We start from the raw sequence: 24,896 nt of genomic DNA on the forward strand, positions 1-24,896 counted from the left end.
TGGATATCACGCCGTCGGGCCGCGCGCCGCAGCGATCGCCGCCAGGGCCGCCTCCGGATCGATGCGGCCGTCGTAGAGCGCCCGGCCGGTGATCGCGCCCGCGATCAGGGCGCAGTCGGGCTGCAGCAGCCGGTGGACGTCGTCGATCGACGCGAGGCCGCCCGAGGCGATGACCGGGATGCGCACGGCCTGGGCGAGCGCCAGGGTCATCTCGACGTTGAGGCCCTTTAGGATCCCGTCGCGGGCGATGTCGGTGTAGATGATCGCCGCGACGCCCGCGTCCTCGAACCGGCGCCCCAGCTCCTCCGCGGTCATGCTGGAGGTCTGGGCCCAGCCCTCGACAGCGACGCGGCCGTCCTTGGCGTCGATCCCGACCGCGATCTTCCCGGGATACTTGCGGGCCGCTTCCCGGACGAAGCCGGGATCGCGCACCGCCGCGGTGCCGATGATCGCGCGGGCGACGCCCTTGCTCAGCCACCCCTCCAGGGTCTTCATCTCGCGGATCCCGCCGCCGAGCTGGACCGGGATCGTGACCCGCGCGAGGATCGCGTCGACGGCCTCGGCGTTCCGCGGGGCGCCCGCGAAGGCGCCGTCGAGATCGACGACGTGGAGCCAGGAGAAGCCCTGCGCCTCGAAGATCGCGGCCTGCGCGGCCGGATCGTCGCCGAAGACCTTGGCCTGCGCCATGTCCCCCTGGATGAGGCGAACGCAACGCCCCTCTTTCAGGTCGATCGCCGGGTACAGGATCACGGGCGCTTCCGTCCTTCTTGCCTGGGCCGAACGGCGCTCACGGGCGCCAGTTCAGGAAGTTGGCGATGAGCGCGAGGCCCAGCCGCTGGCTCTTCTCGGGGTGGAACTGCGTGCCGGCGACGTTGCCGCGGGCGACGAGGGCGGTGACCGGGCCGCCGTACTCGGCGCGCGCGACGACGTCGTCCGGACGCTCCGCCTGCAGCGCGTAGCTGTGCACGAAGTAGGCGTGCAGCCCGTCCTCGCCGGTGGGAATGCCGGCGAGCAGCGGGTGGTCGCGCTCGGTCCGCAGGGTGTTCCAGCCCATGTGGGGGACCTTGAGGGCCGGATCCGAGGGCCGGATCGGACCGACGTCGCCGGGAATCCAGCCGAGCCCCGGCGTGGTCGTGTACTCGAGCCCGCGGCTCGCCAGGAGCTGCATCCCCACGCAGATGCCGAGGAACGGGCGGCCCGCCCCGTGGGCGACCCGCGTCATCGCCTCGACCATGCCGGGGACGGCATCGAGCCCGCGGCGGCAATCCGCGAAGGCGCCGACGCCGGGCAGCACGACGCGGTCGGCCGCGGCCACCACCTCCGGGTCCGAGGTCAGGCAGATCCGCGCGTCGCGCCCGCTCTCGCGGGCGGCGCGCTCGAAGGCCTTGGCGGCGGAGTGGAGGTTGCCCGACCCGTAATCGATGATCGCGACGGTCTCGGTGGTCATGCGCGTCTCGCCCGGGAACTCACCGGGCGCCTTCCTGGGCGGGGAACAGCCCGATCACCGGCTCGGCCCGCCGGCTGGGGCCGCTCGGGAACGGGGCCCGGGGGGCGCCCGGGACCGCCTCGATCCAGCGGTTCAGCGCCCGGGCCTCGGCCTCTTCGGGCGTCGCGGCGACCACCGCGTCGCGCGCCGGCCAGCCGCGCCGCGCCAGGGTCCAGCGGCGCAGGCTGGAGGCCTCGAGGCCGATCAGCCAGGCGGCCAGCAGGGTGACGATCAGGCCGGCACCGGCCGGGAGCCCGAGGGCGATGCCGGCAGCGGCCAGCGCCACGAGGCCGACGAGGACGAGCAGGGCGGCGAGCCAGAGTCGGTGGAAAAGGAACCACAGCACCGAGAAGGCGAAGGCCGGCCAGGAGAAGCCGTCGCGTACCAGGAGAGCCCGGTCGAGCCCGACCGTCTCGCCGGGCCGCGCATCGGCCGGCAGGTGGAGCGTGTAGCTGCGCATCCGCATCGCGAAACTCCGACAGCGCGCGCCGCGACGGCCGTGTGGCCGATCCGGGCGCCCGACGACAACGGGTCTACAGGGAGCCCTTGGTTGAGGGAACGCGCCCCTCCTCCCGCGGATCGATCGCCACGGCCTTCCGCAAGGCGCGGGCCAGCCCCTTGTAGCAGCTCTCCGCGATGTGGTGGGCGTTGTCGCCGTAGAGGGTCTCCACGTGGAGCGTCAGGCCGGCATTCATCGCGAAGGCCTGGAACCACTCGCGCACCAGCTCGGTGTCGAACTGTCCGATCTTCTCCACGCGGAACGTCGTGCGGAACACTAGGAAGGGTCGGCCGGAGATGTCGACGCAGACCCGGGTCAGCGCCTCGTCCATCGGCAGGTGGATGTCGGCGTAGCGCGTGACCCCGCGCTTGTCGCCGAGCGCCTTGGCGAAGGCCTGCCCCAGGGCGATGCCGCAATCCTCGGCCGAGTGGTGCTGGTCGATGTGCAGGTCGCCGTCGACCTTCACGTCCAGGTCGAACAGGGCGTGCCGCGCCAGCAGATCCAGCATGTGGTCGAGGAAGCCGATGCCGGTGGCGATCTTCGACCGCCCGGTCCCGTCGAGGTTGAAGGTGACCGCGATATCGGTCTCCGCGGTCTTCCGGCTGATGGAGGCGCTGCGCATTTCGGTCTGGACTTCGCGTCGGGGGCGGCCCGGGCCGCCCGCGCCTTCTAGAGGGACTCGTCGCCGAATGGAAAGGCCGGCCGGCTAGCCGTTGAGAACACGCCCCGCCACGGCGTCGAGCTTGGCGAGGAGCGCCGGATCCCGGACGGCGGGCGCCGTCATGATTGCGCCGTCCAGGGCCCGGTGCGAACCCGCCGGGCACGGCTCCCGCTCGGCCGGGAAATCGCGGGCTAGACGGGCGACGAGCCGCGCCGCCTTGTCGGCGTTGGCTCGGGCGACGGCGATCACCGCGGCGACGTCGACGGCGTCGTGGCCCGGGTGCCAGCAATCGTAGTCGGTCACCATCGCGATGGTCGCGTAGGTGATCTCCGCCTCGCGGGCGAGCTTGGCCTCGGGCAAGTTGGTCATGCCGATCACGTCGAAGCCCTGGGCCTTGTAGGCGCGGGATTCGGCCAGCGACGAGAATTGCGGCCCCTCCATGCACACGTACGTGCCGCCGCGATGGACCGCGATGTCCTCGGCCTTCGCGGCCTGGGCGATCCGCGCCTGCAGGCCGGGGCCCACCGGATGGGCGAGGGAGACGTGGGCGACGCAGCCGTCGCCGAAGAACGACGAGGCCCGGCCGTGGGTGCGGTCGACGAACTGGTCGACGAGCACGAAGAGGCCCGGCGGCAGGTCCTCGCGGAAGGAGCCGCAGGCCGAGAGGGCGACGAGGTCGGTGACCCCGGCCCGTTTCAGGGCGTCGATATTGGCGCGGTAGTTGATGCCCGACGGCGACAGCCGGTGCCCCCGCCCGTGGCGCGCCAGGAACACGACCTTGGTGTCGCCGATGCGCCCGATCCGCAGGGCGTCCGAGGGCTCGCCCCAGGGCGACGCCACGCGCTCCTCGCGCACGTCCTCGAGACCCGGCAGATCGTAGACGCCGGACCCACCCATGACACCCAGTACCGCGGCTCTCATGCCGGACTCCCTCAACGCGCGACGCCTCGGCAGCGCGGCCTATCCCAACCGGCACCTCGTCCTCGGGTGCCGGAGCCATGCGGAGGCCTCGACGGAGACCTCCGGACGCCGCTCTGATCCCTGAAGCCCTCCTGCGAGGCCCGCTGACGCGGTCACCTCAGGTGAGGTGGTGCAGGGGACGGGCAGTCTCGGGAGGCGGACCGTCGCGGCGGGCGAGCGGTAGCATGGAGCGCCGGCCGAAAAAAAGATGGGCCTCCGCGAGGGAGGCCCATCCGAACTGCGAACCGATCCGGCCCGCCTCAGTAGGTCTTGTGCAGCTCCGGCTGGAGGCCGTGCACCTCGCCACCGACATCCGACCAGATCTTCTTCTTCACGTAGTAGAGCAGGCCCGACAGCACGATCAGGAACAGGATCACCCTCAAGCCCAGGGCCTTGCGGTCCATCATGTGCGGCTCGGCCGCCCACATCAGGAAGGCCGAGACATCCTTGCCGTACTGGTCCAGCGTCTCGGGCACGACCGGCTGGCCCTGATCGTTCTTGGGGTAGGAGACCTGCCCGTCGGTGATCGGCGGCGGCATCGCGATGATGTGGCCCGGATAGTACTTGTTGTAGTGGCCGCCCTCCGGCAGCGCGAAGTCCTTCGGCGGATCCTGGTAGCCGTTGATCAGGGCGTGGATGTAGTCCGGCCCCTGCTCCGAGTAGCCGACGAGCGGCAGCCAGTCGGTCAGGAAGTAGAGCGAGCCGCGGGAGAAGGTCCGCGCCTTGGCGATGACCGAGAAGTCCGGCGGGGCCTTGCCGCCGTTGGCCGCGGCCGCAGCCTGATCGTTCGGGAAGGGCGGCGGGAAGGTGTCGGCCGGGCGGCCGGGCCGCTCGAACATGTCGCCGGCGTCGTTCGGCCCGTCCTTCACTTGGTAGGTCGCGGCCAGCGCCTTGACCTGCCCGGCGGAGAAGTGCGGCCCTCCCTCCTGCGCGAGGTTGCGGAAGGAGACCAGCTTCATCGAGTGGCAGGCGGAGCAGACCTCCTTGTAGACCTGGAAGCCGCGCTGCAGCTGCGCGGTGTCGAAGCGGCCGAACACGCCGGCGAAGCTCCAGTTCACGCGGGCCGGGATCGGCCCGCCATGCCCTTCCTGGGCGGAGACCGGCACGGCGCCGATCAGCAGGGCCGCCAGGGCGGCCGCGGCGGTCGTCGAGAGGACGCGGGTCATCATCATGGTCCTGTCGTCAGCCCGTCAGCCTTTGGTGGTCGGAGCGGCGGCGGCGCCCGCCGGCATGCCGGATCCGGTCACCTGCTTGCCCGGTCCGGTCACGCTCTCGAGGATCGAGCCCGGCAACTTCTTCGGCGTCTCGAACAGGCCGCAGAGCGGCATGACGATCAGGAAGTGCGCGAAGTAGTAGGCGGTGCAGACCTGGGCGGCGAGCACGTAGCCGCCCTCCGGGGGCTGCGAGCCGAGCCAGCCGAGGAGGAGGGTCGCGCCGATGAACACCCAGAAGAACTGGCGGTAGATCGGCCGGTAGTTGCACGACCGGATCCGCGACGTGTCGAGCCACGGCGCGAACGCCAGGATGATCACCGCCGAGAACATCAGGATGACGCCGCCGAGCTTGCTCGGGACCGCGCGCAGGATCGCGTAGAACGGCAGGAAGTACCATTCCGGCACGATGTGCGCGGGCGTCACCGCCGGGTTCGCCTGGATGTAGTTGTCGGCGTGGCCGAGATAGTTCGGCTGGTAGAACAGGAACCACGCGAACAGGATCATGAACACGCAGGTCGCGAACACGTCCTTGACCGTCGCGTAGGGCGTGAACGGCACCGCGTCCTTGCCCGACTTGATCGGGATGCCGGCCGGGTTGTTCTGCCCGGTGACGTGCAGGGCCCAGACGTGCAGCACGACCACGCCGGCAATCATCCACGGCAGCAGGTAGTGCAGCGAGAAGAAGCGGTTCACGGTCGGGTTGCCCACCGAGTAGCCGCCCCACAGCAGGGTCTGAATCGTGTCGCCGACCACCGGGATCGCCGCCAGGATGTTGGTGATGACGGTCGCGCCCCAGAAGCTCATCTGGCCCCACGGCAGCGTGTAGCCGAGGAAGGCGGTCGCCATCATCAAGAGGTAGATGACGACGCCGAGGATGTAGAGCACCTCGCGCGGCGCCTTGTACGACCCGTAATAGAGGGCGCGGAACATGTGGACGTAGACGGCCACGAAGAACATCGAGGCACCGTTGGCGTGCGCGTAGCGCAGCAGCCAGCCGTAGTTCACGTCGCGCATGATCTTCTCGACGGAGGTAAAGGCACCTGTCGCCGAGGGCTCGTAGTGCATCGCCAGCCAGATGCCGGTGACGATCTGGATTCCCAGGAAGGCGGCGAGGATCGCCCCGAAGGTCCAGAAGTAGTTGAGGTTCCGCGGAACCGGGTAGGCGATGAAGGACGAGTGCACCAGCCCGGCAATGGGCAGGCGCGCCTCGAACCATTTGGCCACGCGGCTCTTCGGGACGTAGGTGCTGGCTGTTCCGCTCATGCTTCCGTCCTCCTCAGGCCGCTTCCTTGCCGCCTTCGCCGATCCGGATCTTGGTATCGGTCTGGAAGGCGTAGGGCGGGATCGGCAGGTTGATGGGCGCCGGTCCGTGGCGCACGCGACCCACCGCGTCGAATTGCGAGCCGTGGCACGGGCAGGCCCAGCCCTCGAAATTGCCCTGGTGGCCGATCGGCACGCAGCCGAGATGCGTACAGTTGCCGTAGACCACCAGCCACTGGTCGTGGCCGCTCTTGACCCGCGTCGGGAAGGCGGCCGGATCGATCATGGCCGAGAGCGGGACCGCCTTCATGTCGGTCACTTCCTTGGCGGTCAGCTTGCGCACGAAGATCAGCTTGCCGCGCCAGAAGACGTTGATGATCTGACCGTCCTGGATCGGTGTCAGGTCGACCTCGATCGGCGCGCCGGCGGCGATCGTGTCGGCGTCGGGCGCCATGGAGGAGATCAGCGGCCAGACGACGGCTCCCGCCCCGACCGCCAACCCGGCGCCCGTCGCCAGGAACAGAAAGTCACGGCGGCTGCCCTCATGACCAGAGACCGCGGCAGCGGCGGCTGATGTGTTCGCCAAGGTTCGGAACTCCATGCGTCGGCGTCAGGGCCGCAGGTGCCCTCGTCCCGGCTCGTCCCGGGAACAAAGCATTATGGTTCTAATCTGAGCAATGAGACCGTCTGCCGCCCCCGAGTCAAGCCGCAGTGTGCGGCGCGGCGATAAGGTCGCCCCTCGATCGTAGCGGTATGTTGCCGGCAATCTCGCTCCTCCGACGCTCAGGCGACGGCGCTGTCGTACCGGGCCGTCCCGTCATCGAGAAAGCCGCCCGACTGCCGCGACCACAGCCCGGCATAGACGCCGCCGGCGGCGACCAGTTCGGCGTGAGTCCCCTCCTCGATGATCCGGCCTCGGTCGATCACGACCAGCCGGTCGAGGGCCGCGATCGTCGACAGGCGATGCGCGATGGCCAGCACGGTCTTGCCGGCCATCAGCGTGTCGAGCGATTCCTGGATCGCCGCCTCGACCTGACTGTCGAGCGCCGAGGTCGCCTCGTCGAGAATCAGGATCGGCGCGTCCTTCAGCATGACGCGGGCGATGGCGATGCGCTGGCGCTGGCCGCCGGACAGCTTGACGCCCCGCTCGCCGACCTGGGCGTCGTAGCCGCGCCGGCCCTTGTGGTCGACGAGGTCGGCGATGAACGTGTCCGCGTGGGCGAGCCGCGCGGCCCGCTCGATCTCCGCCTGGGTGGCGCCGGGGCGGCCGTAGGCGATGTTGTCGCGGATGGAGCGGTGCAGCAGGGAAGTGTCCTGGCTGACCATCGCGATGGCCTCGCGCAGGGATCGCTGGGTCACCGTCGCAATGTCCTGGCCGTCCACCAGGATCCGCCCGCTCTCCACGTCGTAGAGCCGCAGGAGCAGGCCCGCCAGGGTCGACTTGCCGGCGCCGCTGACGCCGACCAGCCCGACCTTCTCGCCCGGACGGATCGTCAGGGAGAAATCCTCGATGACGGTGGCGTCGCCGCGCCCGTAGTGGAAGCCGACCTCCTCGAACCGGATCTCGCCGCCGGTGACGGCGAGCGTCCGCGCGTCCGGCGCGTCGACGAGGGCGTGCGGCCGGGCCATCGTCTGCATGCTCTCCTGGACCACGCCCACATTCTCGAAGACGCCGCGCACGGTCTGCATGACCCAGCCCGACATGGCGATGAGCCTGAGGACCAGGGCGAGCCCCGCCGACGCCTCGCCGGTCGTCATGCCGCCGTCGCGCCACAGTACGAGGCAGGCCGCGCCGGTGGCGATCAGGAGCCCGCTGTTGAGCAGGCCGAGGAGGCTCGTCGTCAGGGTGACCAGCCGGAACTGGTGGAGATAGGCGGCGGTGTGGACTTCCACGGCGTCCTGCACCGCGGCCCGCTCCTCGCGGTCGCGGGCGAAGAGCTTCACCGTCAGAATGTTGGTGTAGCTGTCGACGATGCGGCCGATCAGCGTCGAGCGGGTGTCGGCGGTCTTGTGCGAGCGCGCGCGGGCTCGGGGCACGAACCACGCGGTCAGGGCCGCGTAGGCGGCGATCCAGAGCAGCACCGGGACGGCGAGCCACGGCGAGATCGCGCTGAACAGCCCGACCGCGGTGATCGCGTAGATCGCCACGTACAGGAGCGTGTCGATGAAGACGACGGCGAGTTCCCGCACCGCCGGGCCCACCTGGACGACGCGGTTGGCGAGCCGTCCCGAGAAGTCGCCCTGGAAATACGAGAGCGCGTGCCCGAGGGTGTAGAGATGCGCCCGCCAGCGGATCTGGCTGGTCGATTGCGGCACGACGAGCTGGTTGGACAGCACCTCGTGGGCCCAGATCGACAGCGGTCGCACCACGGCGATCAGCAGGACCACCAGCCCGAGCTCGACCGCGTGGTCCGACAGCACCGTCGCCCGGTCGGCCGAGCCGAGCAGGTCGATGAACCAGCGCATCACGAGGTAGAGGGAGGCCTCGACCGTGCCGGCGATCACCGCGATGACGAACAGCGCCGCCAGGGCGGCGCGGATCGGGCGCAGGTAGAACCAGGCGAAGCCGAGCACCGACCGCGGCGGCATCCGCGCCTCGTCGAAGGGCGCGAAGGGGTCGACGCGGCGTTCAAGCCAATCGAGGAACATGTTGATGGGGGCGTGACGCGGCGGGAGCCCCTCATGTAAGCGCCTCCCGCCGCGCGCCAACCGCGCGGCGTGGTCGCGCCGCCCGGCCTCAGCGGTTCAGGGCGAGGGCCGCGCCGGACTTGGTGAGGGCGCCTTCCAGGCCGCCGCCGCCCTGGCGCAGCCGCGCCGCCACCGAGCCGCCCGGCTGGTAGAGGTAGACCTCGCCGTCGCGGAAGTCCCAGGCCGAGACCCGCGCGAGATCCTTGTTGGCGCAGCCCGAGGCCGTCGCCCGGTAGAGGTCGAGGGCCGGGGTGCTCGAGAGCGTGACCTTGCAGTTCGCACCGGTCGCGTCCCGCGCATCCCAGCTTCCGACCACCGATGAGCGGCCGCCCGTGGCGACCGGCGGCGGCGGCGCCGGCGGGGCGACCGGCTCGGCGATCACGGTGGGGCCGCCGGCGGGCGGCGCGGCCGCCTGGGCACCGGGCGGGGGCGGCGCGTCGGGGCTCGCCGCGACGCCGGGCGGCGGCGCCAGCGGGGCCGCCGTCACCGTGCCCGACGGCATGGCCGGCACCGTGTCCAGGGACGCCTGGGGCGACGGCCCCCGGGTGCGCGGCCCGTCGAGGCGGCTGGAGGCGCAGGCGCCGAGGCTGGCGGCCAGACAGAGAACGGCGAACGTCGACAGGCTCGGGCGCAGCATCGGTCCACTTCGGGTCAGGATTCACGGCGCGGAGGCGCTTCGATCCTGACTCCGTGGCAATTGCGCTGTCCGCAAGGCAGCCCTCTCAGCCTGGACCAACTCTGCTGCGGAGAGCCGGCCTTTTCGGCCGGGTGTGGCCCTCAGGCCTCAACACCCGACTCGACTGCGCGATCAGAGCGTGCGCTCGACCATCATCTTCTTGATCTCGGCGATGGCCTTCGCCGGGTTCAGGCTCTTCGGGCACGTGTTGGCGCAGTTCATGATCGTGTGGCAGCGGTACAGCCGGAACGGGTCGTGCAGCCCGTCGAGGCGGTGGCCCGTGTTCTCGTCGCGCGAGTCGATCAGCCAGCGATAGGCCTGCAGCAGGGCCGCCGGGCCGAGGAACTTGTCGCCGTTCCACCAGTAGCTCGGGCACGACGTGGTGCAGCACGCGCACAGGATGCACTCGTAGAGGCCGTCGAGGCGGGAGCGGTCCTCCGGCGTCTGGCGCCACTCCTTCTCGGGCGCGGGCGTCTCGGTCTGGAGCCAGGGCTCGATGGCGGCGTGCTGGGCGTAGAAATTCGTCAGGTCCGGCACGAGATCCTTGAGGACCGGCATGTGCGGCAGCGGGTAGATCCGGATCGCACCGTCCTTGTCCTTGCGGGTCATCACCGGCAGGGCGTTGTCGGGGCTCTTGCACTCGTCGATGCCCATCGTGCAGGCGAGCGCGTTCTGCCCCTCGATGTTCATCGCGCAGGAGCCGCAGATGCCCTCGCGGCAGGAGCGGCGGAAGACCAGCGTCGAGTCGACCTTGTTCTTGATCCACAGCAGCGCGTCGAGGACCATCGGGCCGCAATCCTCGCGGTCGACCTGATAGGTGTCGATCCGCGGGTTGGCCCCGTCATCCGGGTTCCAGCGGTAGATCTTGAAGGTCTGCAGGTTCCTGGCGCCGGGCGGGGCCGGCCAGGACTTGCCCTGGGTGATCTGGGAATTCTTCGGAAGGTTGAACTGAGCCATGGTTCTCGACGGCTTCCGCTGGAGCAGGATGCGGCGGCCGGAGGGGTGAGGCCCCGCCGCCGCAGTCGTTGTGCAGAGTTGCAGATCAGTACACGCGCGCCTTGGGCTCGATGTACTGAATCTCGTTGGACATCGTGTAAGTGTGGACCGGGCGGTAATCGATGACCACTTGGTGCTGGCCCTCGTCGAGCCAGGACAGCGTGTGCTTCATCCAGTCCTTGTCGTCGCGGTCCGGGAAGTCCTCGCGCGCGTGGGCGCCGCGGGATTCCGTGCGGTTGGCGGCCGATTCCATCGTCACCACCGCCTGGCCGATCAGGTTGTCGAACTCCAGAGTCTCCAGGAGGTCGGTGTTCCAGACCAGCGACCGGTCGGTGATCTTCACGTCGGCGGCGGCGTTCCAGACCTTGTGGATCAGACCCTTGCCCTCCTCCAGCACCTCGCCGGTGCGGAACACGGCGCAGTTGTTCTGCATCGTCTTCTGCATCTCGGCACGGAGTTCGGCGGTCGGCGTCGAGCCGTTGGCGTAGCGGAACCGGTCGAGGCGCTCGAGGGCCTTGTCGGTCGCGCCCTTGGGCAACTCCATGGCCCGGCCGTTCGGCTCGACGATCTCGGCGCAGCGCTTGCCGGCGGCGCGGCCGAAGACCACGAGGTCGATCAGCGAGTTCGAGCCGAGGCGATTGGCGCCGTGGACGGAGACGCAGGCCGCCTCGCCGATCGCCATCAGCCCCGGGACCACCGTGTCGGGGTTGCCGTCGCGCAGCGTCAGCACCTCGCCGTGATAGTTCGTGGGGATGCCGCCCATGTTGTAGTGGACGGTCGGGATGACCGGGATCGGCTCCTTGGTCACGTCGACGCCCGCGAAGATCCGCGCGGATTCCGAGATGCCCGGCAGGCGCTCGTGCAGGATCTTCGGGTCCAGGTGGTCGAGGTGCAGGTAGATGTGGTCCTTGTTCTTGCCGACGCCGCGGCCGTCGCGGATCTCCATGGTCATAGAGCGCGAGACCACGTCACGCGAGGCGAGGTCCTTCGCCGACGGAGCGTAGCGCTCCATGAAGCGCTCGCCCTCGGAATTGGTGAGGTAGCCGCCCTCGCCGCGGGAGCCTTCAGTGATCAGGCAGCCCGCGCCGTAGATGCCGGTCGGGTGAAACTGCACGAACTCCATGTCCTGCAGCGGCAGGCCGGCGCGCAGCACCATGGCGTTGCCGTCGCCCGTGCAGGTATGGGCGGAGGTCGCCGAGAAGTAGGCGCGGCCGTAGCCGCCGGTCGCCAGGATGGTCATCTGGGCGCGGAAGCGGTGGATCTCGCCAGTGGCCTGATCGAGGGCGATGACGCCGCGGCAGCGGCCCTCGTCGTCCATGATCAGGTCCAGGGCGAAGTACTCGATGAAGAAATCGGTCTGGTTCTTCACCGCCTGCCCGTAGAGGGTGTGCAGCATCGCGTGGCCGGTCCGGTCGGCCGCCGCGCAGGTGCGCTGGGCGGTGCCCTTGCCGTAATCGGTCGTCATGCCGCCGAACGGGCGCTGGTAGATCTTGCCCTCCTCCGTGCGGGAGAACGGTACGCCCCAGTGCTCCAGCTCGTAGACGGCGGCGGGCGCGTTGCGCACGAGGTACTCGATGGCGTCCTGGTCGCCGAGCCAGTCCGATCCCTTCACGGTGTCGTACATGTGCCAGCGCCAGTCGTCCGGGCCCATGTTGCCCAGCGAGGCCGAGATGCCGCCCTGCGCCGCCACCGTGTGCGAGCGCGTCGGGAACACCTTGGTGATGCAGGCGGTGCGCAGGCCCGCTTCCGAGCAGCCCACCGTGGCGCGCAGTCCTGCGCCGCCCGCGCCGACGATCACGACGTCGAAGGCGTGATCGTGGATGGTGTAGGCAGGCCCGCTGCCGTTTGTGCCGTTGGCGGCCATGTTCGGCTCCTCGAGATCGATGTTGGCGGGGTCAGGCCGGCTGTCCGAAGCCGATGCGCAGGACCGCGTAGAGGCAGGCGACGGCCACGACGACCGCGTAGGCATTGTTGGCGAACACCGCCGCGATCTTCGTCGCCGGCGCGTGCACGTAGTCCTCGATGATCACCTGCATGCCGAGGCGCATGTGGACCGTGACCGACAGTAGCGCCAGGATCAGGAGGATCGACACCAGAGGGGTCGCGACGAGGAGCCGCGCCTCCACGTAGCCGCGGCCCGCCATCTTGGCGATGATCACCACGAAGCTCAGCATCAGCACGACGTTGGCGACGGCGGTCAGCCGCTGCAGCCACCAGTGCCCGGCGCCGTGATGGGAGACGCCGAGGCCGCGCACGCGGGCGCGCGGCGTGCGGATCGAGACGCGCGTGTCCTGCCGGACCTCTTCCTTAGCCATGTCGTCCTCCTCAGCGGACCAGAAGGGCGACCGCCCAGATGACGAGGGTGAGGGCCACCGAGCCGATCAGCGTCAGCCGGGCCATCGAGAGGCGCTTCTCCCGGTCGAAGCCGACGCCGGTGTCCCAGATCAGGTGCCGGATGCCGCCGAGCATGTGGTGCATCAGGATCCACGTGTAGACGAACAGGATCAGGCGCCCGAAGATCGAGCCGAAGAACCCGGCCACGTAAGAGTAGCCGGCCGGTCCCGAGGCCAGAGCCACGAGCCAGATCGCGACGAGAGCAGTCCCGCCGTAGAGCGCGGTGCCGGTGATGCGGTGGAACACCGACATCGCCATCGTCCAGGTCCAGCGATAGATCTGGAGATGCGGCGACATGGGCTGAGCCACTGTCGGGCGGGCGGTGGGTGCCATCGTGTTGAAGCCTCGCAGCTGCGAACTGGACCGTCTCTAATCTGGTAGCGCTAGAGCCTGAGCGGGCAACCCGCAATCCGTCATGGTGCGGCGCAATGTGCCCTCTGGGGCGACACTTTGCCGATTCTGTCACTTCAGCTGTCCCAGGAGGCGCCACCACGCGTAGTCGAGCGGTGCCGCCACGAGGAGCGACAGGAAACCGAAGCTCAGGGTGAGCCGGGTCGCGTCCCGGAGACGGACCCGCCCGAGCTCGCTGGCGAACACGATCGGGGGGGCCTGATAGGGGAAGAACAGTGTCGAGTAGCCGATCACCTGCAGCGAGACGACCGCGAAGGGTGACAGGCCGCTCGCCTCCGACATCTCGCCCGCGAGCGCCGTGTACAGGGCCGGGGCGCCGTTGGCGGTGACGAGGAGGGTCAGCACCGTGGCGATGCCGGTGAGCACCGCGAAGTTCTGCGTGGGTGCGTCGCGCGCCAGGGGGGCGACGGTCAGCAGGAGATGGCCGAGGCGCTCGCCGAGCCCGGTCTCGTTGACCAGGGCGACGAGGCCGAGCAGCGCCGCGATGTAGAAGCAGGTTCGCAGGTTCACCTGCTGGAACGCCTCCGGCGGCAGGACCCCGATCCGCGGCAGCAGGCAGACGACCGCCGCGGCGAGGCCGACCCAGGCGGGGGCAAGGCCGTGGAGGCTGTCGGTCATCCAGAGGATCAGCGTGCAGGCGAGGATCACCGCGAGGCGCCGCTCGGGCGGGGACAGCGGAGGAAGGTCCGGCAGGACCGGAGCGGCGGAGCCGAGGTCGTCCGGGAACAGCCGAACGATGAGGGCGACGAGCAGCACGCCCTTCACCAGCGCCAGGACCGGGGCATGCAGGAGGAAGTAGGAGAGGTACGACAGGTGCAGACCGAGCAGGTGCTCGGCCGAGCCGGCCATCACGAGGTTCGGGACGTTGGCGGGCAGGATCGCCGCAGAGAGGATCGGGGTGGCGAGGCCGACGGCCAGGACCGCACCCGTCCGCCCCGGGCGCCCTGCCGCGAGACCGAAGGCGTCGCAGAGTGCGAGGGTGACGGGGATCATCAGGGCGATGCGGCCCAGATTCGACGGCATGACGAAGGCGATGAGGAAGCTCAGCGTCACCAGCCCAGCGATGAAGCGGCCGTAGGAGCCGGAGAGCCGCAGGGCGAGGGTGCGCGCCATCCGGGCGCCCAGTCCGGTCCGGGTCATGCCCTGCCCCACCACCATGCCGGACAGGACCAGCCAGAACGCGGAGGACGAGAAGCCCGAGAACACCGTCGCGGCCGAGCCGAGACGCAGCAGCATCGCCAGTCCGAAGAAGGCGAGTGCCGTGACGATCTCGGGCAGCAGCGCGGTCGCCCACAGGCCCATGCACAGCACGAGCAGCGCCGCCGTCGCCGCAACCAGTCCCTCGCCGCTCACCGCGATCGTCCCCGCACCACGCTCCGCCGGAAGCGGCATCCTCATCGGATTGGAACGGTTCGCAATTCGGGACTTGTTGAGCGAGCCTTCGCCTGCGGCGAAGGCTGTGGATCCGGTGGGCCGATCTGGCCCAGGGGGCCTCACGGCAATGCCCGACCGAAGGCCGGCCGGGCGTCGCGCGGTTTGGAGGATGCGCCGCGGGGACGAGACCCGCGCCGCCTGGCTCAGTAGCCGTAGCCGTAGTAGCCGTTGCAGGCAGCCGGGTCGTAGGCGCCGTAGCCGTAAGTGTAGGCGCAATTGTCGTAGCCGTAGTCGAGACCGCCCAGGCCGTAACCGACGCCGAGGCCGAGGCCGAGGCCGGCGAGTCCGTAGCCGACGCCGCGTCCGTAGCGGTGGCCGTAATAGCCGCGGTTGACGAAGCCGCGACCGGCGATCCCGCGGTTCCCGATCCCGCCGAACCGGCCGGCCTGGTTATATCCGCCAGCCCGCAGGCCGCCGGTCCGGACGCCGCCGACGCCGGCCGCGCCGAGCCCGGCCCCGCGGAAGCCGCCGCCCAGTCCGCCGACCCGCGCCCCGCCGACGCCGTTCTGGAAGGCGCCGCCGCCGAAGCCGCCGTTCCGGAACGCTCCGCCGCCGACACTGCCGCCGCGCGAGCCGCCGCCGAAACCGCCACCGTGGAAACCGCCCCCGCCGAATCCGCCGCCGTGGAAGCCACCGCCGCCGAAGCCGCGGGCATCGGCGACGGTCGGCGCGAAAGCGACGGCCGCCAGGAGGGCGGTTGAAACGAGTGCCATACGATTCATGGGAAAGCTCAGCTTGATGTGTGGTGTCTTGACCTCTCAACACCGCTCGCAACGGCTGTATCCAAGCTTGAGTATTGTTGACGGCGTGGCAGTCGGTCGCTGCGTCGGTGCTCTGTCCGTTGCGGGCCTAAGCCTCTCCGAAGACTTCGCGGAACCTTACCGGAAAGGCGGTTCGTCGAAGCTTCGCAGCTTGCGCGAGTGGAGACCTTGCCGGTCGGCCCGAAGAACGTCGAGGGCCGCCAGCCCGACGCGGAGATGTTCCGAGACCGCCCGGTCGTAGAAGGCGTTGGCGGCACCCGGCAGCTTGATCTCGCCGTGGAGCGGCTTGTCGGAGACGCAGAGCAGCGCGCCATAGGGCACGCGCAGGCGGAAGCCCTGGGCGGCGACCGTGCCGCTCTCCATGTCCACCGCCACGGCGCGGGACTGGTTGATCCGACGCCGCTCCTGGCTGAAGCGCAGTTCCCAGTTGCGATCGTCGTAGGTCACCACCGTGCCGGTGCGCAGGCGCCGCTTGAGCGCGTCAGCCTGCTCGCCCGTCACCGCGGCGGCGGCGTCCTGAAGGGCGACCTGCACCTCGGCGAGGGCCGGCACCGGCACGTCCGGCGGCACGAGCTCGTCGAGGATACGGTCGCGGCGGAGGTAGGCGTGCGCCAGCACGTAGTCGCCGATGGTCTGCGACTGCCGCAGGCCGCCGCAATGGCCGACCATCAGCCAGCAATCCGGGCGCAGCACCGCGAGGTGGTCGGTGATCGTCTTCGCGTTCGAGGGGCCGACGCCGATATTGACCAGCGTCGTGCCCTGCTGGGTCCCGTCGGAATCGCGCGCCACCAAGTGGTAGGCCGGCATCTGATGGCGATGCCAGGGCGAGGCGGCGATCACAGCGGCCGGGTCTGCATCGGCCGCCTCGGCACGGGTCACGGACACGCCACCCGGCAGGACCAGCCGCTCGAACCCCTCCGCGCCCGAGGCGAGCCGCTCCAAGCCGTGGCGGACGAACTGGTCGACGTAGCGGTGATAGTTGGTGAGCAGGATCCAGGGCTGGACGTCGCGCCAGTCGCAGCCGGTGTAATGGACGAGGCGCCGGAGCGAGTAATCGACCCGAACCGCGTCGAACAGCGCCAGGGGCAGCGGCTCGCCAGGAATCTGGTCGAACAGTCCGTCCGCGATCTCGTCGCCCACGAGCGACAGGAGCGGCACCGGGAAGTAGGTGGCGAGGTCAGCGCCGTCGACGGTCCGCCCGCGCGCGTCCAGCCCGGCCTCCAGCACGTAGGGATAGGGAATCTCCTGCGCGCTGAGACCGACCTCGAGGGCGATGCCGTAGTCGGCGATCAGCGGCTCCAGCTGGCGGGTCAGGTACGTCCGGAAGAATCCCGGATGCGTGATTGTGGTGGCGTAGGTGCCGGCGGCCTGGAGCTTGGCGGTGGCGCGCCGGACCCGGGGCAGCGGCCCGTCCGGGCGATAGCTGATCCGCAGCTCCGGGTAGCGGAAGGCGAGACGCTCCGTGGCGTCCGGCGGCGGCCCGCCGGCGAGGTAGCGCTCCAGCGCGGTCCGCAGGGCGCCGGCCGCGTCGTCGTAGAGCTCGACCAGCCGGTCGATGGCGGTCGCGGCATCCGCCACCGCCTGCATCGGCCGCAATTCCCGCTCGATCATGTCGCCTCCGTTCCTTCTGCCGGATCTACACCCCGCGCCATCCGGGGGCGAGATGCGGGGTTGCGAGCCGCGGACACATGGCCGACAAGCCGACCGGCGCGGAGCGCGAAGGCGAGGACGCGGGCATGGACACGGGGCTGGACGCGGATGAGTTCGGGACCCGTCCCGGTGAAGAGAGGGCCGCCCTGCCCGCGACCTTCGACGCGGGCCTCCACTTCATCGGCCGGCTGCGCACGCCCTGGCAGGCGCGGTCCGACTGTCCGAAGAACGGCCAGCAGGCCGACGCAATCTGCACCGTCGAGGTCGATCCGGCCTACGCCCCCGGCCTGCGCAACGTCACGGGCTGTACGCACCTGATCCTCCTCTACTGGATGGACCGGGCGACCCGCGGCCTCGTGATCCAGCGGCCGCGCCACGCCGACGGCCCCAGGGGCACGTTCTCCCTGCGCTCGCCCGCCCGTCCCAACCCGATCGCCCTGTCGGTCGTGGAACTGCTCGGCCGCGTCGGCGACACGCTCCGCGTGCGCGGGCTCGACTGCCTCGACGGCACGCCGCTCCTCGACATCAAGCCCTACTACGCCTCGACGGACGCGCGGCCCGACGCCCGGGTCGACCGGGCCGGGGCCGAGCCGTGAAGCGCGTCGTTTCCCTCGTTCTCGGCGGGCTCGCCCTCCTGGCGATCGGCGGCTTCGCCGGGTGGCGCCTGCACCGGCCGGGGGCCGACGCACGGGCCTACGCGGAGATGCGCCTGATCGCCGTGCAGGTCAGCCTCGACGAGGCGCCGCCGGACTACGTGTTCTGGGCCGGCGATTCCCAGGTGGAGCTGCAGCCCGGGAGCCAGCGGCCCTGCGGGCTCGACTTCCTCAACGGCGGGATCAGCGGCGCGACCGCGGGCAGCTACGCGGACTACCTCGCGCGCCTGACCTTCAAGGTGCATCCCCGGCTCGCGGTCCTGACCATCGGGACCAACGACATCCTGGTGAAGAACAACCCGCAGCTGCACAAGCCGACCGAGCAGTTCGAGGCCGCCGCCGAGACGATCGTCAAGCGGCTGCAGACCCTCAGCCCGCGCGTCGTGGTGACCGCCCTCCCCCCGGTGGGTCGCGAGATCGGCAAGCTGGTCGATTCCGGCGCGGTCGCGGATTACTCGCGCCGGTTGCAGAACCTCTGCGGTCGGCTCGGCTGCGTCTTCACGGATCCGTTCGCCGCCCTGCGCGACGGCGATACGGGTTACGCCAAGCCCGGCGCCCTGCGCGACGGGCTGCACCTCGCGGCGTTCCGGCCGGCGCTGAAGGCGGTCGAGCCGGCGCTCTGCACCCCGTGAGGACCGGCGCCGCGTCATCGCGAGCGGAGCGAAGCAATCCAGGAGCGCGACACGGATCGAAGCGTCACGCTGCTCTGGGTCGCTTAGCTCCGCTCGCGATGACGGCGCGGGAATCGGGTCGGACGCCGGCTCACTCCCACTCAATCGTGCCAGGTGGCTTCGAGGTGATGTCGTAGGTCACCCGGTTGATGCCCTTCACCTCGTTGATGATCCGGGTCGCGACCCGGCCCAGGAAGGCCATGTCGAACGGGTAGAAGTCGGCGGTCATGCCGTCGACCGAGGTGACGGCGCGCAGCGCGCAGACGTGGTCGTAGGTGCGCCCGTCGCCCATCACGCCGACGGTCTTCACCGGCAGGATCACCGCGAAGGCCTGCCAGATCGTGTCGTAGAGGCCGGCCTGCCGGATCTCGTCGAGGTAGATCGCGTCGGCCTTGCGCAGGGCCTCCAGCTTCTCGCCGGTGATCGTGCCGGGGCAGCGGATCGCCAGGCCCGGGCCCGGGAACGGGTGGCGGCCGACGAAGCCCTCGGGCAGGCCGAGCTCCTTGCCGAGCACCCGGACCTCGTCCTTGAAAAGCTCGCGCAGCGGCTCCACGAGCTTCATGTTCATGCGCTCGGGCAGGCCGCCGACATTGTGGTGGCTCTTGATGGTCACGGACGGGCCGCCGGTGAACGACACGCTCTCGATCACGTCGGGGTAGAGCGTGCCCTGCGCGAGGAACTTCGCCCCGCCGATCTTCTTCGATTCGGCCTCGAAAACGTCGATGAACAGGCGGCCGATCGTCTTGCGCTTGATTTCCGGGTCGCTGACGCCCTCCAGAGCCGCGAGGAACATCCCCGACGCCTCCACGTGGACCAGCGGGATGTTGTAGTGGTCGCGGAACAGCGCCACGACCTGCTCGGCCTCGCCGAGGCGCAGGAGCCCGTGGTCGACGAACACGCAGGTCAGCTGATCGCCGATCGCCTCGTGGATCAGCACCGCCGCCACGGCCGAATCGACGCCGCCCGAAAGGCCGCAGATCACCTTCTCGGAGCCGACCTGCTCGCGGATCTTGGCGATGGCCTCCTCGCGGTAGGCGCCCATGGTCCAGTCGCCCGAGCAGCCCGCGACGTCGCGCACGAAGTTGCGGATCAGCAGGGCGCCGTGGGGCGTGTGCGCCACCTCCGGGTGGAACTGGACCGCGTAGTAGTTGCGGGCCTCGTCGGCCACCGCCGCGAAGGGCGCGTTCCTGGAGATCGCCACGGTGGTGAAGCCGTCCGGCAGCTTGGTGACGCGATCACCGTGGCTCATCCAGACCGGGTACTTCTCGCCCTTGTGCCAGACGCCCTTGAACAGCGGGCAGTCGGCCAGGATCTCGACCTCGGCGCGGCCGAACTCCGCGTGGTGGCCGCCCTCGACGGCGCCGCCGAGCTGGGCCGCCATGGTCTGCTGGCCGTAGCAGATGCCGAAGACCGGGACGCCCGAATCGAACACCAGTTGGGGCGCGCGGGGCGAGGCCTCGACGGTCACCGATTCGGGGCCGCCGGAGAGGATCACGCCCTTGGGCTTCTGCTCGCGGAACGCGGCCTCGGCCTTCGTGAAGGGCACGATCTCGCAGTAGACGCCCTCCTCGCGCACTCGGCGGGCGATGAGCTGCGTCACCTGAGAGCCGAAATCGACGATCAGGATCTTGTCGTGGTCGGTGTTCATCGCGGGCGATTATCCGAAGCCCGCGGCGCGTGCAACGCACAAGTCCGGATTGTCCGGCCTTCCGACGTGCCGTCACCGATGGAATGCCGGACCCGGCCGTCAGGTCCCGCGCGTCGGCGTCGCCCCGTCGGTGCCGGCGCGGCCAGCCGCGCGCGGCGGTCTCGGCTGGCCCGACGCGCGCCAGTTCTCAGTCGAAGTTGCGGACCTTGGCCGAGCCGCCGAGGCTGATCGCGGGCTTCGCGGCGGCGCCGGCGAGGCTCACCTTCTTCTGGCCGGGCGGGGTCTTGGCGCGCAGCTGCGGGGCGGGCTCGGGCGTCGGTCGGGACGGCTTCAGGTGCGCCTGGCCGTGGATCACCGAGCCGATCTCCCCCGCCACGCGGATCAGGTCGTCGCGCTCACAGGAGCGGGCGACCTTCAGCCCGAGCTTGTGCATGTGGCTCTTGCCGTAGAGGTAGGCGGCGAGCTGCGCGCGCTTCAGCGGCGGGATCTGCTCCAGGATCAGCGGCAGGTCGAAGTCGTCGGCCCGGTACACGGAGCCCAGAACCTCGAGGGTCACCGGGCAATCGACTTCGGGCTCGGCGCCGCTGGTCGGATGCGCTTGCGTCATGGATGCCTCTCGGAGGTCGATGGATCGGGACCGGGCTCGGATGCCCCGGAGCCGGGGTCGAGTTCAACCCCTATCGGAACGGTGAGGTTCGCAATCCTGTCCTGCGCGGGCGCAGGCGTCGGTGGCGGGACCGGTTCGGGCTTCCAGGCGCCCAGGCAGCCGGTGCAGACCGATTCGATCACCGCGCGGGCATGGGCCTGCCGACGGGCCCAGAGCATCTCCCGGGCGAGGCGCGCCGCCTCGGCGTCCGGCAGCGGGCGGATGCGGATGAAGAGCGGCTCCTGCGCGGCGACGGGTGCCGGTGTCAGGGCGAGGAGCCCGAGCAGCGCCATCGCGGGATCGGCGGCACGCCACCGGCGCCGCGGCGCCGACCATGCAGGTCCCGCCATGTCACTCTCCCGCCCGGATCGAGCGCGATACCTCACCCGTCAGGGTAAACCGCCTCTTAACGGCCGCCGCGGCCGCGCGGAACTTCACCTCGGCAAGCCGGTAGAACCAGGGGGGACCGAGCGGGAGACGGCTTGATGCCTCAGATGTTCGACTGGATCTTCTTCGCGATCATGCTGCCGTTCCCGGCCTATCTGGTCTGGGACTTCATGCGGCATCGATAGGCGGGGCGAAACGGCACTCACCCGCCGGGCGCAGCGGCCGCGCGGCCGACCGGCGCGGTCCGTTCGGGCTCGATGTCCGGCTCCGCCGCCTGCTCGGCCCGCCGCCGCTCCTGCGCGCGCCCGAGCCAGACGCTGTTCACGAGCCACGCCATCGACAGCGGGATCGCGGCGCCGGCCACGCTGGCGCTGCCGAGCCCCATGCCCTGGATGCCGGTGAACGACCACGCGCCGACCTGATCGCCCAGCCGGTAGACGACCGTGTCGATGAAGCTCTTAGCCTTGTAGCGGTCCTCCCGGGGGACGACGGTGAACAGCACCTCGCGCACCGGCCGGGCGATCGCGAAGTTGCCGGCCCGGCGGAGTACCTGGAACGCCACGATGACGCCGATCGTCGGCCAGAGGGCGAGCGCCGCGAAGCCGAGGATGCTGAAGGCCGGGAGGATCGCCAGCGTCAGGGCGACGCCGATTCGGTTCACGATCCGGCCCGTGAGGAACAGCTGGATGCCCAGCGTGAGGACGTTCACCGCGAGGTCGACGCTGGCGAAGAACGCCGTCTGCGCGGCGCGGTCCGGGAAGCTCCGCTTCGCGATGCCCGCCTGCTCGAAGTACAGGAACGTCGAGGTCACCGAGAACAGCAGCAGGAACAGCGAGATGTTGAGCAGGTAGGGCGACGCGAGGGTCCGGGTGACGCCGGCGAGCACGCTGCCGCCGATCGTCCGGTCCTGACCGTCCTCGGGGCCCCCGTTCCGGCCCGGCACCTCGTGGAGCTGCGTCGACAGCGCCGCGAGCCCGCGCATGCAGAACACCGCGACCTCGAGGAGCGCCACCGCGCAGAGCATCAGGCCCCAGGTCGGGACGTTCTTGGCCAGGATCGCGGTGGTCGCCGAGCCCGCGATGGCGCCGAGCGTCGCGCCGGCCGCGATGAAGCCGAACAGCCGCTTGCCCTGGGCGTTCGAGAACACGTCGACGATCGTCGCCCAGAAGATCGAGACCACGAACAGGTTGAAGATCGACAGCCAGACGAAGAACACCCGGCCGATCCACACGCCCCACTCGGCGGGCGCGAGGTAGAGCGTCAGCGCGAACGCCAGGATGTTGGCCGCGAAGAACCGATAGGTGATCGGCACGAACCGCGCCCGCGGCATCCGTTTCACCAGGTAGGCGAAGGGCAGGTTGAGGGCGAGCATCCCCACGAGGGTGGCGGTGAACAGCCAGGGCAGGTTCTCGATGCCGCCGGCGACGCCCATCTGGTCCCGGATCGGGCGCAGGACGTAGTAGGCGGCCAAGATCGAGAAGATGTAGGCCCACGACCAGGCCAGCGCCCGGCCCTCGCCGGGCTGAACGTCGATCAGGCGCGCGAGCGTGCCGCGGGCGGGTTCAGGCATGGGCCGATCTCACCGGAATGGGCTTCTTCCCCGGACGGGCCTCCCTCGGGGAAGGCTCGGTCGGCCCCCTCGCCGTTGCGGGGCCCGGCAAGGGGCCGGGCGACGCGCCTACTTCGCCAATCCGAGTTTCTCGCGCATCTCCGGCGCGGTGACGTCGTGACCGAAGCCCGGGCTGCCCATGGCGAACTTGTCGGCATCCTTGAGCGGGCCGACCACCACCGGGTCGAACCCGGCATCGCGGACGAGGCCCTCGGCGACCTTCAGCGCCTCCGGGTCGTCCCCGGCGATCGGGATCGCCATCCGCCCGCCCGCACGACCCTTGCCGCCGTCCGCGCCCTCCTTGGCGAAGATCTTGTAATTGGCCGCGTTGAAGGCGCGCACGATCTTGGCGCCGGGGAAGTACTTGGCCGAGGTCGCGCCGATCCCGCTGGCCTGGACCTCGTCGTAGAGCGCGCCGTCGCGCTTCTGCGTGGCGTTGCCGGCATCGAGGACGACCTTCCCCTTGAGGGACGGGCCGATCTCCTTCGCGAGGTCCGGATAGGCCTTGTAGGGGACGGCGATGAACACGGCGTCGCCGAACTTGATCGCCTCCTCGGGCGTGCCGGCCCTGGCCTTGGGCCCGAGCTCCGAGACCATCGCGGCGAGCTGCTCCGGGTGGCGGGAGGCGAACATGACCTCGTGGCCGTCCTTGACCCAGAGCGACCCGATCGTGCCGCCGATGTTCCCGGCGCCGATCACGCCGATCCGGATCTTCTTCGCGCCGTCCTGGGCCGCGGCGGGCACGGAAGCGGGAAGAGCGGCGGCCACGGCGAGGCCGGCCGCGAGGGCGAGCGCCGCGCGGCGCGAGGTGAGATCAGACCGCATCGATGAACGTCTCCATCTGCTTGCGCTGCGCCGCGTCGGGCAGCTTGCCCCGCGCGGCCCCGAGGTTGTCCTCGACATAGGCGGCCTTCGCCATGCCGGGGATCGGGCAGGTCACGGCCGGGTTGCCGAGCACGTATTTCAGGAAGAACTGCGGCCAGCTCGCGCAGCCGAGATCCTTGGCGACCGCCGGCAACTCCTTGCCCTGGACCGCCTTGAACAGGCGATCGCGGCCGAACGGCACGTTGGTCATCACCGCCACGCCGCGATCCGCGGCCAGCGGGAGCACGCGCTCCGCGGCGGCACGGTTGTCGATGGCGTAGTTCACCTGGATGAAGTCGAGGCTCTCGCGCTTCATGACGGCCTCCAGGGCGTCGAGCTGGTTGTCGCGCCAGACCGTGACGCCGACGTACCGGACGCGCTTCTGCGCCTTCAGATCGCGCAGGACCGCCAGATTCCCGGTCACGTCGATCAGGTTGTGGACCGCCACCAGGTCGAGGGTGTCGACCTTCATGCGCTTCAGCGATCGGTCGAACTCCGCCAGCGTCGCGTCGCGGCCGGTCGTGTCGACCTTGCTGGCGAGGAAGATCTTCTGGCGCAGGCCGGGCTCCGCCAGGATCAGGCCGAGGACGTCCTCGGCGGTGCCGTAGCTCGGGGCCGTGTCGATCACCGATCCGCCGAGTGCGACGAAGGTCTTCACCGCCTCCTTCAGGGGCGCCACCGCCTCGGGCGTCGGCTCGACCTCGTAGCGCCGGGACGTGCCGATCCCGATGGCCGGGAGCGTCTCGCCGGTGGAGGGTATCGGGCGGCGGATCAGCGGCTCGGCCGCCGCGGCGAGGCGGCCGGCGAGCGGGGCGATAGCGGCTGCGGCGATGACGGCGCGACGGGATACGGGCATGGCCGGCCTCCGACGGATTCAGGACCCGCCGGGAGATAGGGCGCGTCCGCGCTCTGTGTATTCTTAATTCTCACGCTTCCGCGAGGGATGCGCGCTGCACCTTCGAGGCTCGGGCTAATCTTCCTCGGGCGGGTCCTCGAATTCCGCGCCCTCGGTATCGGGGGCGATGCGGAACCGGTACTCGTCGATCGCCAGGAACGCCCGGTGGGCGACCTGCGGGTCGATCCCGTCGCGGACGACCAGGGTCTGGAAGTCGATGAACAGGCGCGCGACGCGGGCCTCCTCCGTCAGGGTGGCCAGGGCGGACGAGCTCGCGCCGGCGCGCATCATGTAGCGCTTGGCCTCTCCGGCCGCGTCTGGCGCGGGCAGAACGACGACCTGCCCGGCGGTTTCCGGCTTCAGTTCCGCCCAGCGGACGGGCGTCCAGGCGATGATGGCGTCGGTGTGCTTCATCGAAGGCTCCGGCAGGTGG

26 protein-coding genes are annotated in these 24,896 nt (G+C 70.3%); 2 read left to right on the forward strand and 24 right to left on the reverse strand.

The window, feature by feature from the left end; translation table 11 throughout:
* Positions 1-6 precede the first annotated feature (6 nt).
* The 17 genes from hisA to BMY19_RS22405 all read right to left on the reverse strand — a co-directional run bounded on the left by hisA (position 7) and on the right by BMY19_RS22405 (position 17,051).
* Complete coding sequence (hisA, locus tag BMY19_RS22325; protein ID WP_020091781.1) at positions 7-750, reverse strand: 1-(5-phosphoribosyl)-5-[(5-phosphoribosylamino)methylideneamino]imidazole-4-carboxamide isomerase; 744 nt, start codon at positions 748-750, stop codon at positions 7-9.
* 37 nt (positions 751-787) lie between these two features.
* Positions 788-1,447 (reverse strand): imidazole glycerol phosphate synthase subunit HisH, encoded by a 660-nt coding sequence (gene hisH / locus BMY19_RS22330; protein WP_020091780.1) that lies wholly within the window; start codon positions 1,445-1,447, stop codon positions 788-790.
* A gap of 19 nt (positions 1,448-1,466) precedes the next feature.
* Positions 1,467-1,952, reverse strand: a complete 486-nt coding sequence (locus tag BMY19_RS22335) for a DUF2628 domain-containing protein (protein WP_100252963.1) — start codon at positions 1,950-1,952, stop codon at positions 1,467-1,469.
* Between the two features lie 67 nt (positions 1,953-2,019).
* A complete protein-coding gene (gene hisB, locus BMY19_RS22340) occupies positions 2,020-2,607 on the reverse strand; it encodes an imidazoleglycerol-phosphate dehydratase HisB (protein ID WP_100252964.1) in 588 nt (195 codons plus the stop codon).
* A gap of 84 nt (positions 2,608-2,691) precedes the next feature.
* On the reverse strand, positions 2,692-3,567 hold the full coding sequence (locus BMY19_RS22345) for an S-methyl-5'-thioadenosine phosphorylase (protein WP_100252965.1): 876 nt from the start codon (positions 3,565-3,567) through the stop codon (positions 2,692-2,694).
* Between the two features lie 299 nt (positions 3,568-3,866).
* Entirely contained in the window at positions 3,867-4,778 is a 912-nt protein-coding gene (locus tag BMY19_RS22350; protein WP_100252966.1) for a cytochrome c1, read from the reverse strand.
* Between the two features lie 18 nt (positions 4,779-4,796).
* The gene (locus BMY19_RS22355) at positions 4,797-6,083 is read right to left on the reverse strand and encodes a cytochrome b (RefSeq protein WP_020091775.1); all 1,287 of its coding nucleotides are present in this window, start codon (positions 6,081-6,083) and stop codon (positions 4,797-4,799) included.
* 13 nt (positions 6,084-6,096) lie between these two features.
* Entirely contained in the window at positions 6,097-6,681 is a 585-nt protein-coding gene (gene petA / locus BMY19_RS22360; RefSeq protein ID WP_165923088.1) for a ubiquinol-cytochrome c reductase iron-sulfur subunit, read from the reverse strand.
* Positions 6,682-6,863: 182 nt separating this feature from the next.
* Positions 6,864-8,729: an ABC transporter ATP-binding protein gene (locus BMY19_RS22365; RefSeq protein ID WP_100252967.1), complete on the reverse strand. Its 1,866-nt coding sequence runs from the start codon at positions 8,727-8,729 to the stop codon at positions 6,864-6,866.
* Positions 8,730-8,817: 88 nt separating this feature from the next.
* Positions 8,818-9,405: a protease inhibitor Inh/omp19 family protein gene (locus BMY19_RS22370; RefSeq protein ID WP_056521266.1), complete on the reverse strand. Its 588-nt coding sequence runs from the start codon at positions 9,403-9,405 to the stop codon at positions 8,818-8,820.
* 171 nt (positions 9,406-9,576) lie between these two features.
* Complete coding sequence (locus tag BMY19_RS22375; RefSeq protein ID WP_024831121.1) at positions 9,577-10,401, reverse strand: succinate dehydrogenase iron-sulfur subunit; 825 nt, start codon at positions 10,399-10,401, stop codon at positions 9,577-9,579.
* Positions 10,402-10,486: 85 nt separating this feature from the next.
* Positions 10,487-12,304, reverse strand: a complete 1,818-nt coding sequence (sdhA, locus tag BMY19_RS22380; protein WP_056521268.1) for a succinate dehydrogenase flavoprotein subunit — start codon at positions 12,302-12,304, stop codon at positions 10,487-10,489.
* 31 nt (positions 12,305-12,335) lie between these two features.
* Positions 12,336-12,755, reverse strand: a complete 420-nt coding sequence (sdhD, locus tag BMY19_RS22385) for a succinate dehydrogenase, hydrophobic membrane anchor protein (protein WP_100252968.1) — start codon at positions 12,753-12,755, stop codon at positions 12,336-12,338.
* A gap of 10 nt (positions 12,756-12,765) precedes the next feature.
* Positions 12,766-13,167, reverse strand: coding sequence for a succinate dehydrogenase, cytochrome b556 subunit (gene sdhC / locus BMY19_RS22390; RefSeq protein ID WP_026604731.1), 402 nt, complete (start codon positions 13,165-13,167; stop codon positions 12,766-12,768).
* A gap of 129 nt (positions 13,168-13,296) precedes the next feature.
* On the reverse strand, positions 13,297-14,598 hold the full coding sequence (locus tag BMY19_RS22395; protein ID WP_100253001.1) for an SLC13 family permease: 1,302 nt from the start codon (positions 14,596-14,598) through the stop codon (positions 13,297-13,299).
* Between the two features lie 224 nt (positions 14,599-14,822).
* The gene (locus BMY19_RS22400; RefSeq protein WP_170863020.1) at positions 14,823-15,392 is read right to left on the reverse strand and encodes a hypothetical protein; all 570 of its coding nucleotides are present in this window, start codon (positions 15,390-15,392) and stop codon (positions 14,823-14,825) included.
* Positions 15,393-15,557: 165 nt separating this feature from the next.
* The gene (locus tag BMY19_RS22405; protein WP_091978059.1) at positions 15,558-17,051 is read right to left on the reverse strand and encodes an AMP nucleosidase; all 1,494 of its coding nucleotides are present in this window, start codon (positions 17,049-17,051) and stop codon (positions 15,558-15,560) included.
* 125 nt (positions 17,052-17,176) lie between these two features.
* On the opposite strand from BMY19_RS22405, the gene tsaA reads away from it, so the two are divergent.
* Complete coding sequence (gene tsaA, locus BMY19_RS22410) at positions 17,177-17,686, forward strand: tRNA (N6-threonylcarbamoyladenosine(37)-N6)-methyltransferase TrmO (RefSeq protein WP_100253002.1); 510 nt, start codon at positions 17,177-17,179, stop codon at positions 17,684-17,686.
* Complete coding sequence (locus BMY19_RS22415) at positions 17,683-18,375, forward strand: SGNH/GDSL hydrolase family protein (protein ID WP_100252970.1); 693 nt, start codon at positions 17,683-17,685, stop codon at positions 18,373-18,375. Before tsaA ends, BMY19_RS22415 begins: the two co-directional genes overlap by 4 nt.
* Positions 18,376-18,505: 130 nt before the next feature.
* On the opposite strand, the gene guaA is transcribed toward BMY19_RS22415, so the two are convergent.
* From guaA to BMY19_RS22450, 7 genes are all read right to left on the reverse strand, one after another.
* Entirely contained in the window at positions 18,506-20,062 is a 1,557-nt protein-coding gene (gene guaA / locus BMY19_RS22420) for a glutamine-hydrolyzing GMP synthase (protein ID WP_012317458.1), read from the reverse strand.
* 187 nt (positions 20,063-20,249) lie between these two features.
* Positions 20,250-20,669: a hypothetical protein gene (locus BMY19_RS22425; RefSeq protein WP_020091761.1), complete on the reverse strand. Its 420-nt coding sequence runs from the start codon at positions 20,667-20,669 to the stop codon at positions 20,250-20,252.
* Complete coding sequence (locus tag BMY19_RS22430; protein ID WP_091924676.1) at positions 20,666-21,001, reverse strand: hypothetical protein; 336 nt, start codon at positions 20,999-21,001, stop codon at positions 20,666-20,668. Before BMY19_RS22430 ends, BMY19_RS22425 begins: the two co-directional genes overlap by 4 nt.
* A 296-nt stretch (positions 21,002-21,297) precedes the next feature.
* Positions 21,298-22,665 (reverse strand): NTP/NDP exchange transporter, encoded by a 1,368-nt coding sequence (locus tag BMY19_RS22435; RefSeq protein WP_100252971.1) that lies wholly within the window; start codon positions 22,663-22,665, stop codon positions 21,298-21,300.
* A 108-nt stretch (positions 22,666-22,773) separates the two neighbouring features.
* The gene (locus BMY19_RS22440) at positions 22,774-23,529 is read right to left on the reverse strand and encodes an NADPH-dependent F420 reductase (protein ID WP_100252972.1); all 756 of its coding nucleotides are present in this window, start codon (positions 23,527-23,529) and stop codon (positions 22,774-22,776) included.
* Positions 23,519-24,424 carry an aldo/keto reductase gene (locus BMY19_RS22445; RefSeq protein WP_100252973.1) on the reverse strand — a complete coding sequence of 302 codons (906 nt, stop codon included), beginning with the start codon at positions 24,422-24,424 and terminating at the stop codon, positions 23,519-23,521. The genes BMY19_RS22440 and BMY19_RS22445 overlap by 11 nt, the downstream gene beginning before the upstream one ends.
* Before the next feature lie 114 nt (positions 24,425-24,538).
* Positions 24,539-24,877, reverse strand: coding sequence for a hypothetical protein (locus BMY19_RS22450; RefSeq protein ID WP_056521301.1), 339 nt, complete (start codon positions 24,875-24,877; stop codon positions 24,539-24,541).
* Positions 24,878-24,896 lie beyond the last annotated feature (19 nt).

This window comes from Methylobacterium sp. UNC300MFChir4.1, assembly GCF_900110155.1.
In the GTDB taxonomy this organism is placed as follows: Bacteria; Pseudomonadota; Alphaproteobacteria; order Rhizobiales; family Beijerinckiaceae; genus Methylobacterium.

Bases quoted from the DNA above. Each gene is read 5' to 3' on its own strand.
- BMY19_RS22350 (WP_100252966.1), bottom strand. From the start codon at position 4,778: ATGATGATGACCCGCGTCCTCTCGACGACCGCCGCGGCCGCCCTGGCG.
- BMY19_RS22400 (WP_170863020.1), bottom strand. From the start codon at position 15,392: ATGGCACTCGTTTCAACCGCCCTCCTGGCGGCCGTCGCTTTCGCGCCG.
- petA (WP_165923088.1), bottom strand. From the start codon at position 6,681: ATGGAGTTCCGAACCTTGGCGAACACATCAGCCGCCGCTGCCGCGGTC.
- BMY19_RS22345 (WP_100252965.1), bottom strand. From the start codon at position 3,567: ATGAGAGCCGCGGTACTGGGTGTCATGGGTGGGTCCGGCGTCTACGAT.
- BMY19_RS22445 (WP_100252973.1), bottom strand. From the start codon at position 24,424: ATGCCCGTATCCCGTCGCGCCGTCATCGCCGCAGCCGCTATCGCCCCG.
- sdhC (WP_026604731.1), bottom strand. From the start codon at position 13,167: ATGGCACCCACCGCCCGCCCGACAGTGGCTCAGCCCATGTCGCCGCAT.
- BMY19_RS22440 (WP_100252972.1), bottom strand. From the start codon at position 23,529: ATGCGGTCTGATCTCACCTCGCGCCGCGCGGCGCTCGCCCTCGCGGCC.
- sdhD (WP_100252968.1), bottom strand. From the start codon at position 12,755: ATGGCTAAGGAAGAGGTCCGGCAGGACACGCGCGTCTCGATCCGCACG.
- BMY19_RS22335 (WP_100252963.1), bottom strand. From the start codon at position 1,952: ATGCGGATGCGCAGCTACACGCTCCACCTGCCGGCCGATGCGCGGCCC.
- hisH (WP_020091780.1), bottom strand. From the start codon at position 1,447: ATGACCACCGAGACCGTCGCGATCATCGATTACGGGTCGGGCAACCTC.
- BMY19_RS22375 (WP_024831121.1), bottom strand. From the start codon at position 10,401: ATGGCTCAGTTCAACCTTCCGAAGAATTCCCAGATCACCCAGGGCAAG.
- BMY19_RS22365 (WP_100252967.1), bottom strand. From the start codon at position 8,729: ATGTTCCTCGATTGGCTTGAACGCCGCGTCGACCCCTTCGCGCCCTTC.
- BMY19_RS22370 (WP_056521266.1), bottom strand. From the start codon at position 9,405: ATGCTGCGCCCGAGCCTGTCGACGTTCGCCGTTCTCTGTCTGGCCGCC.
- BMY19_RS22435 (WP_100252971.1), bottom strand. From the start codon at position 22,665: ATGCCTGAACCCGCCCGCGGCACGCTCGCGCGCCTGATCGACGTTCAG.
- sdhA (WP_056521268.1), bottom strand. From the start codon at position 12,304: ATGGCCGCCAACGGCACAAACGGCAGCGGGCCTGCCTACACCATCCAC.
- BMY19_RS22450 (WP_056521301.1), bottom strand. From the start codon at position 24,877: ATGAAGCACACCGACGCCATCATCGCCTGGACGCCCGTCCGCTGGGCG.
- guaA (WP_012317458.1), bottom strand. From the start codon at position 20,062: ATGAACACCGACCACGACAAGATCCTGATCGTCGATTTCGGCTCTCAG.
- hisB (WP_100252964.1), bottom strand. From the start codon at position 2,607: ATGCGCAGCGCCTCCATCAGCCGGAAGACCGCGGAGACCGATATCGCG.
- BMY19_RS22405 (WP_091978059.1), bottom strand. From the start codon at position 17,051: ATGATCGAGCGGGAATTGCGGCCGATGCAGGCGGTGGCGGATGCCGCG.
- BMY19_RS22430 (WP_091924676.1), bottom strand. From the start codon at position 21,001: ATGGCGCTGCTCGGGCTCCTCGCCCTGACACCGGCACCCGTCGCCGCG.
- BMY19_RS22355 (WP_020091775.1), bottom strand. From the start codon at position 6,083: ATGAGCGGAACAGCCAGCACCTACGTCCCGAAGAGCCGCGTGGCCAAA.
- tsaA (WP_100253002.1), top strand. From the start codon at position 17,177: ATGGACACGGGGCTGGACGCGGATGAGTTCGGGACCCGTCCCGGTGAA.
- BMY19_RS22425 (WP_020091761.1), bottom strand. From the start codon at position 20,669: ATGACGCAAGCGCATCCGACCAGCGGCGCCGAGCCCGAAGTCGATTGC.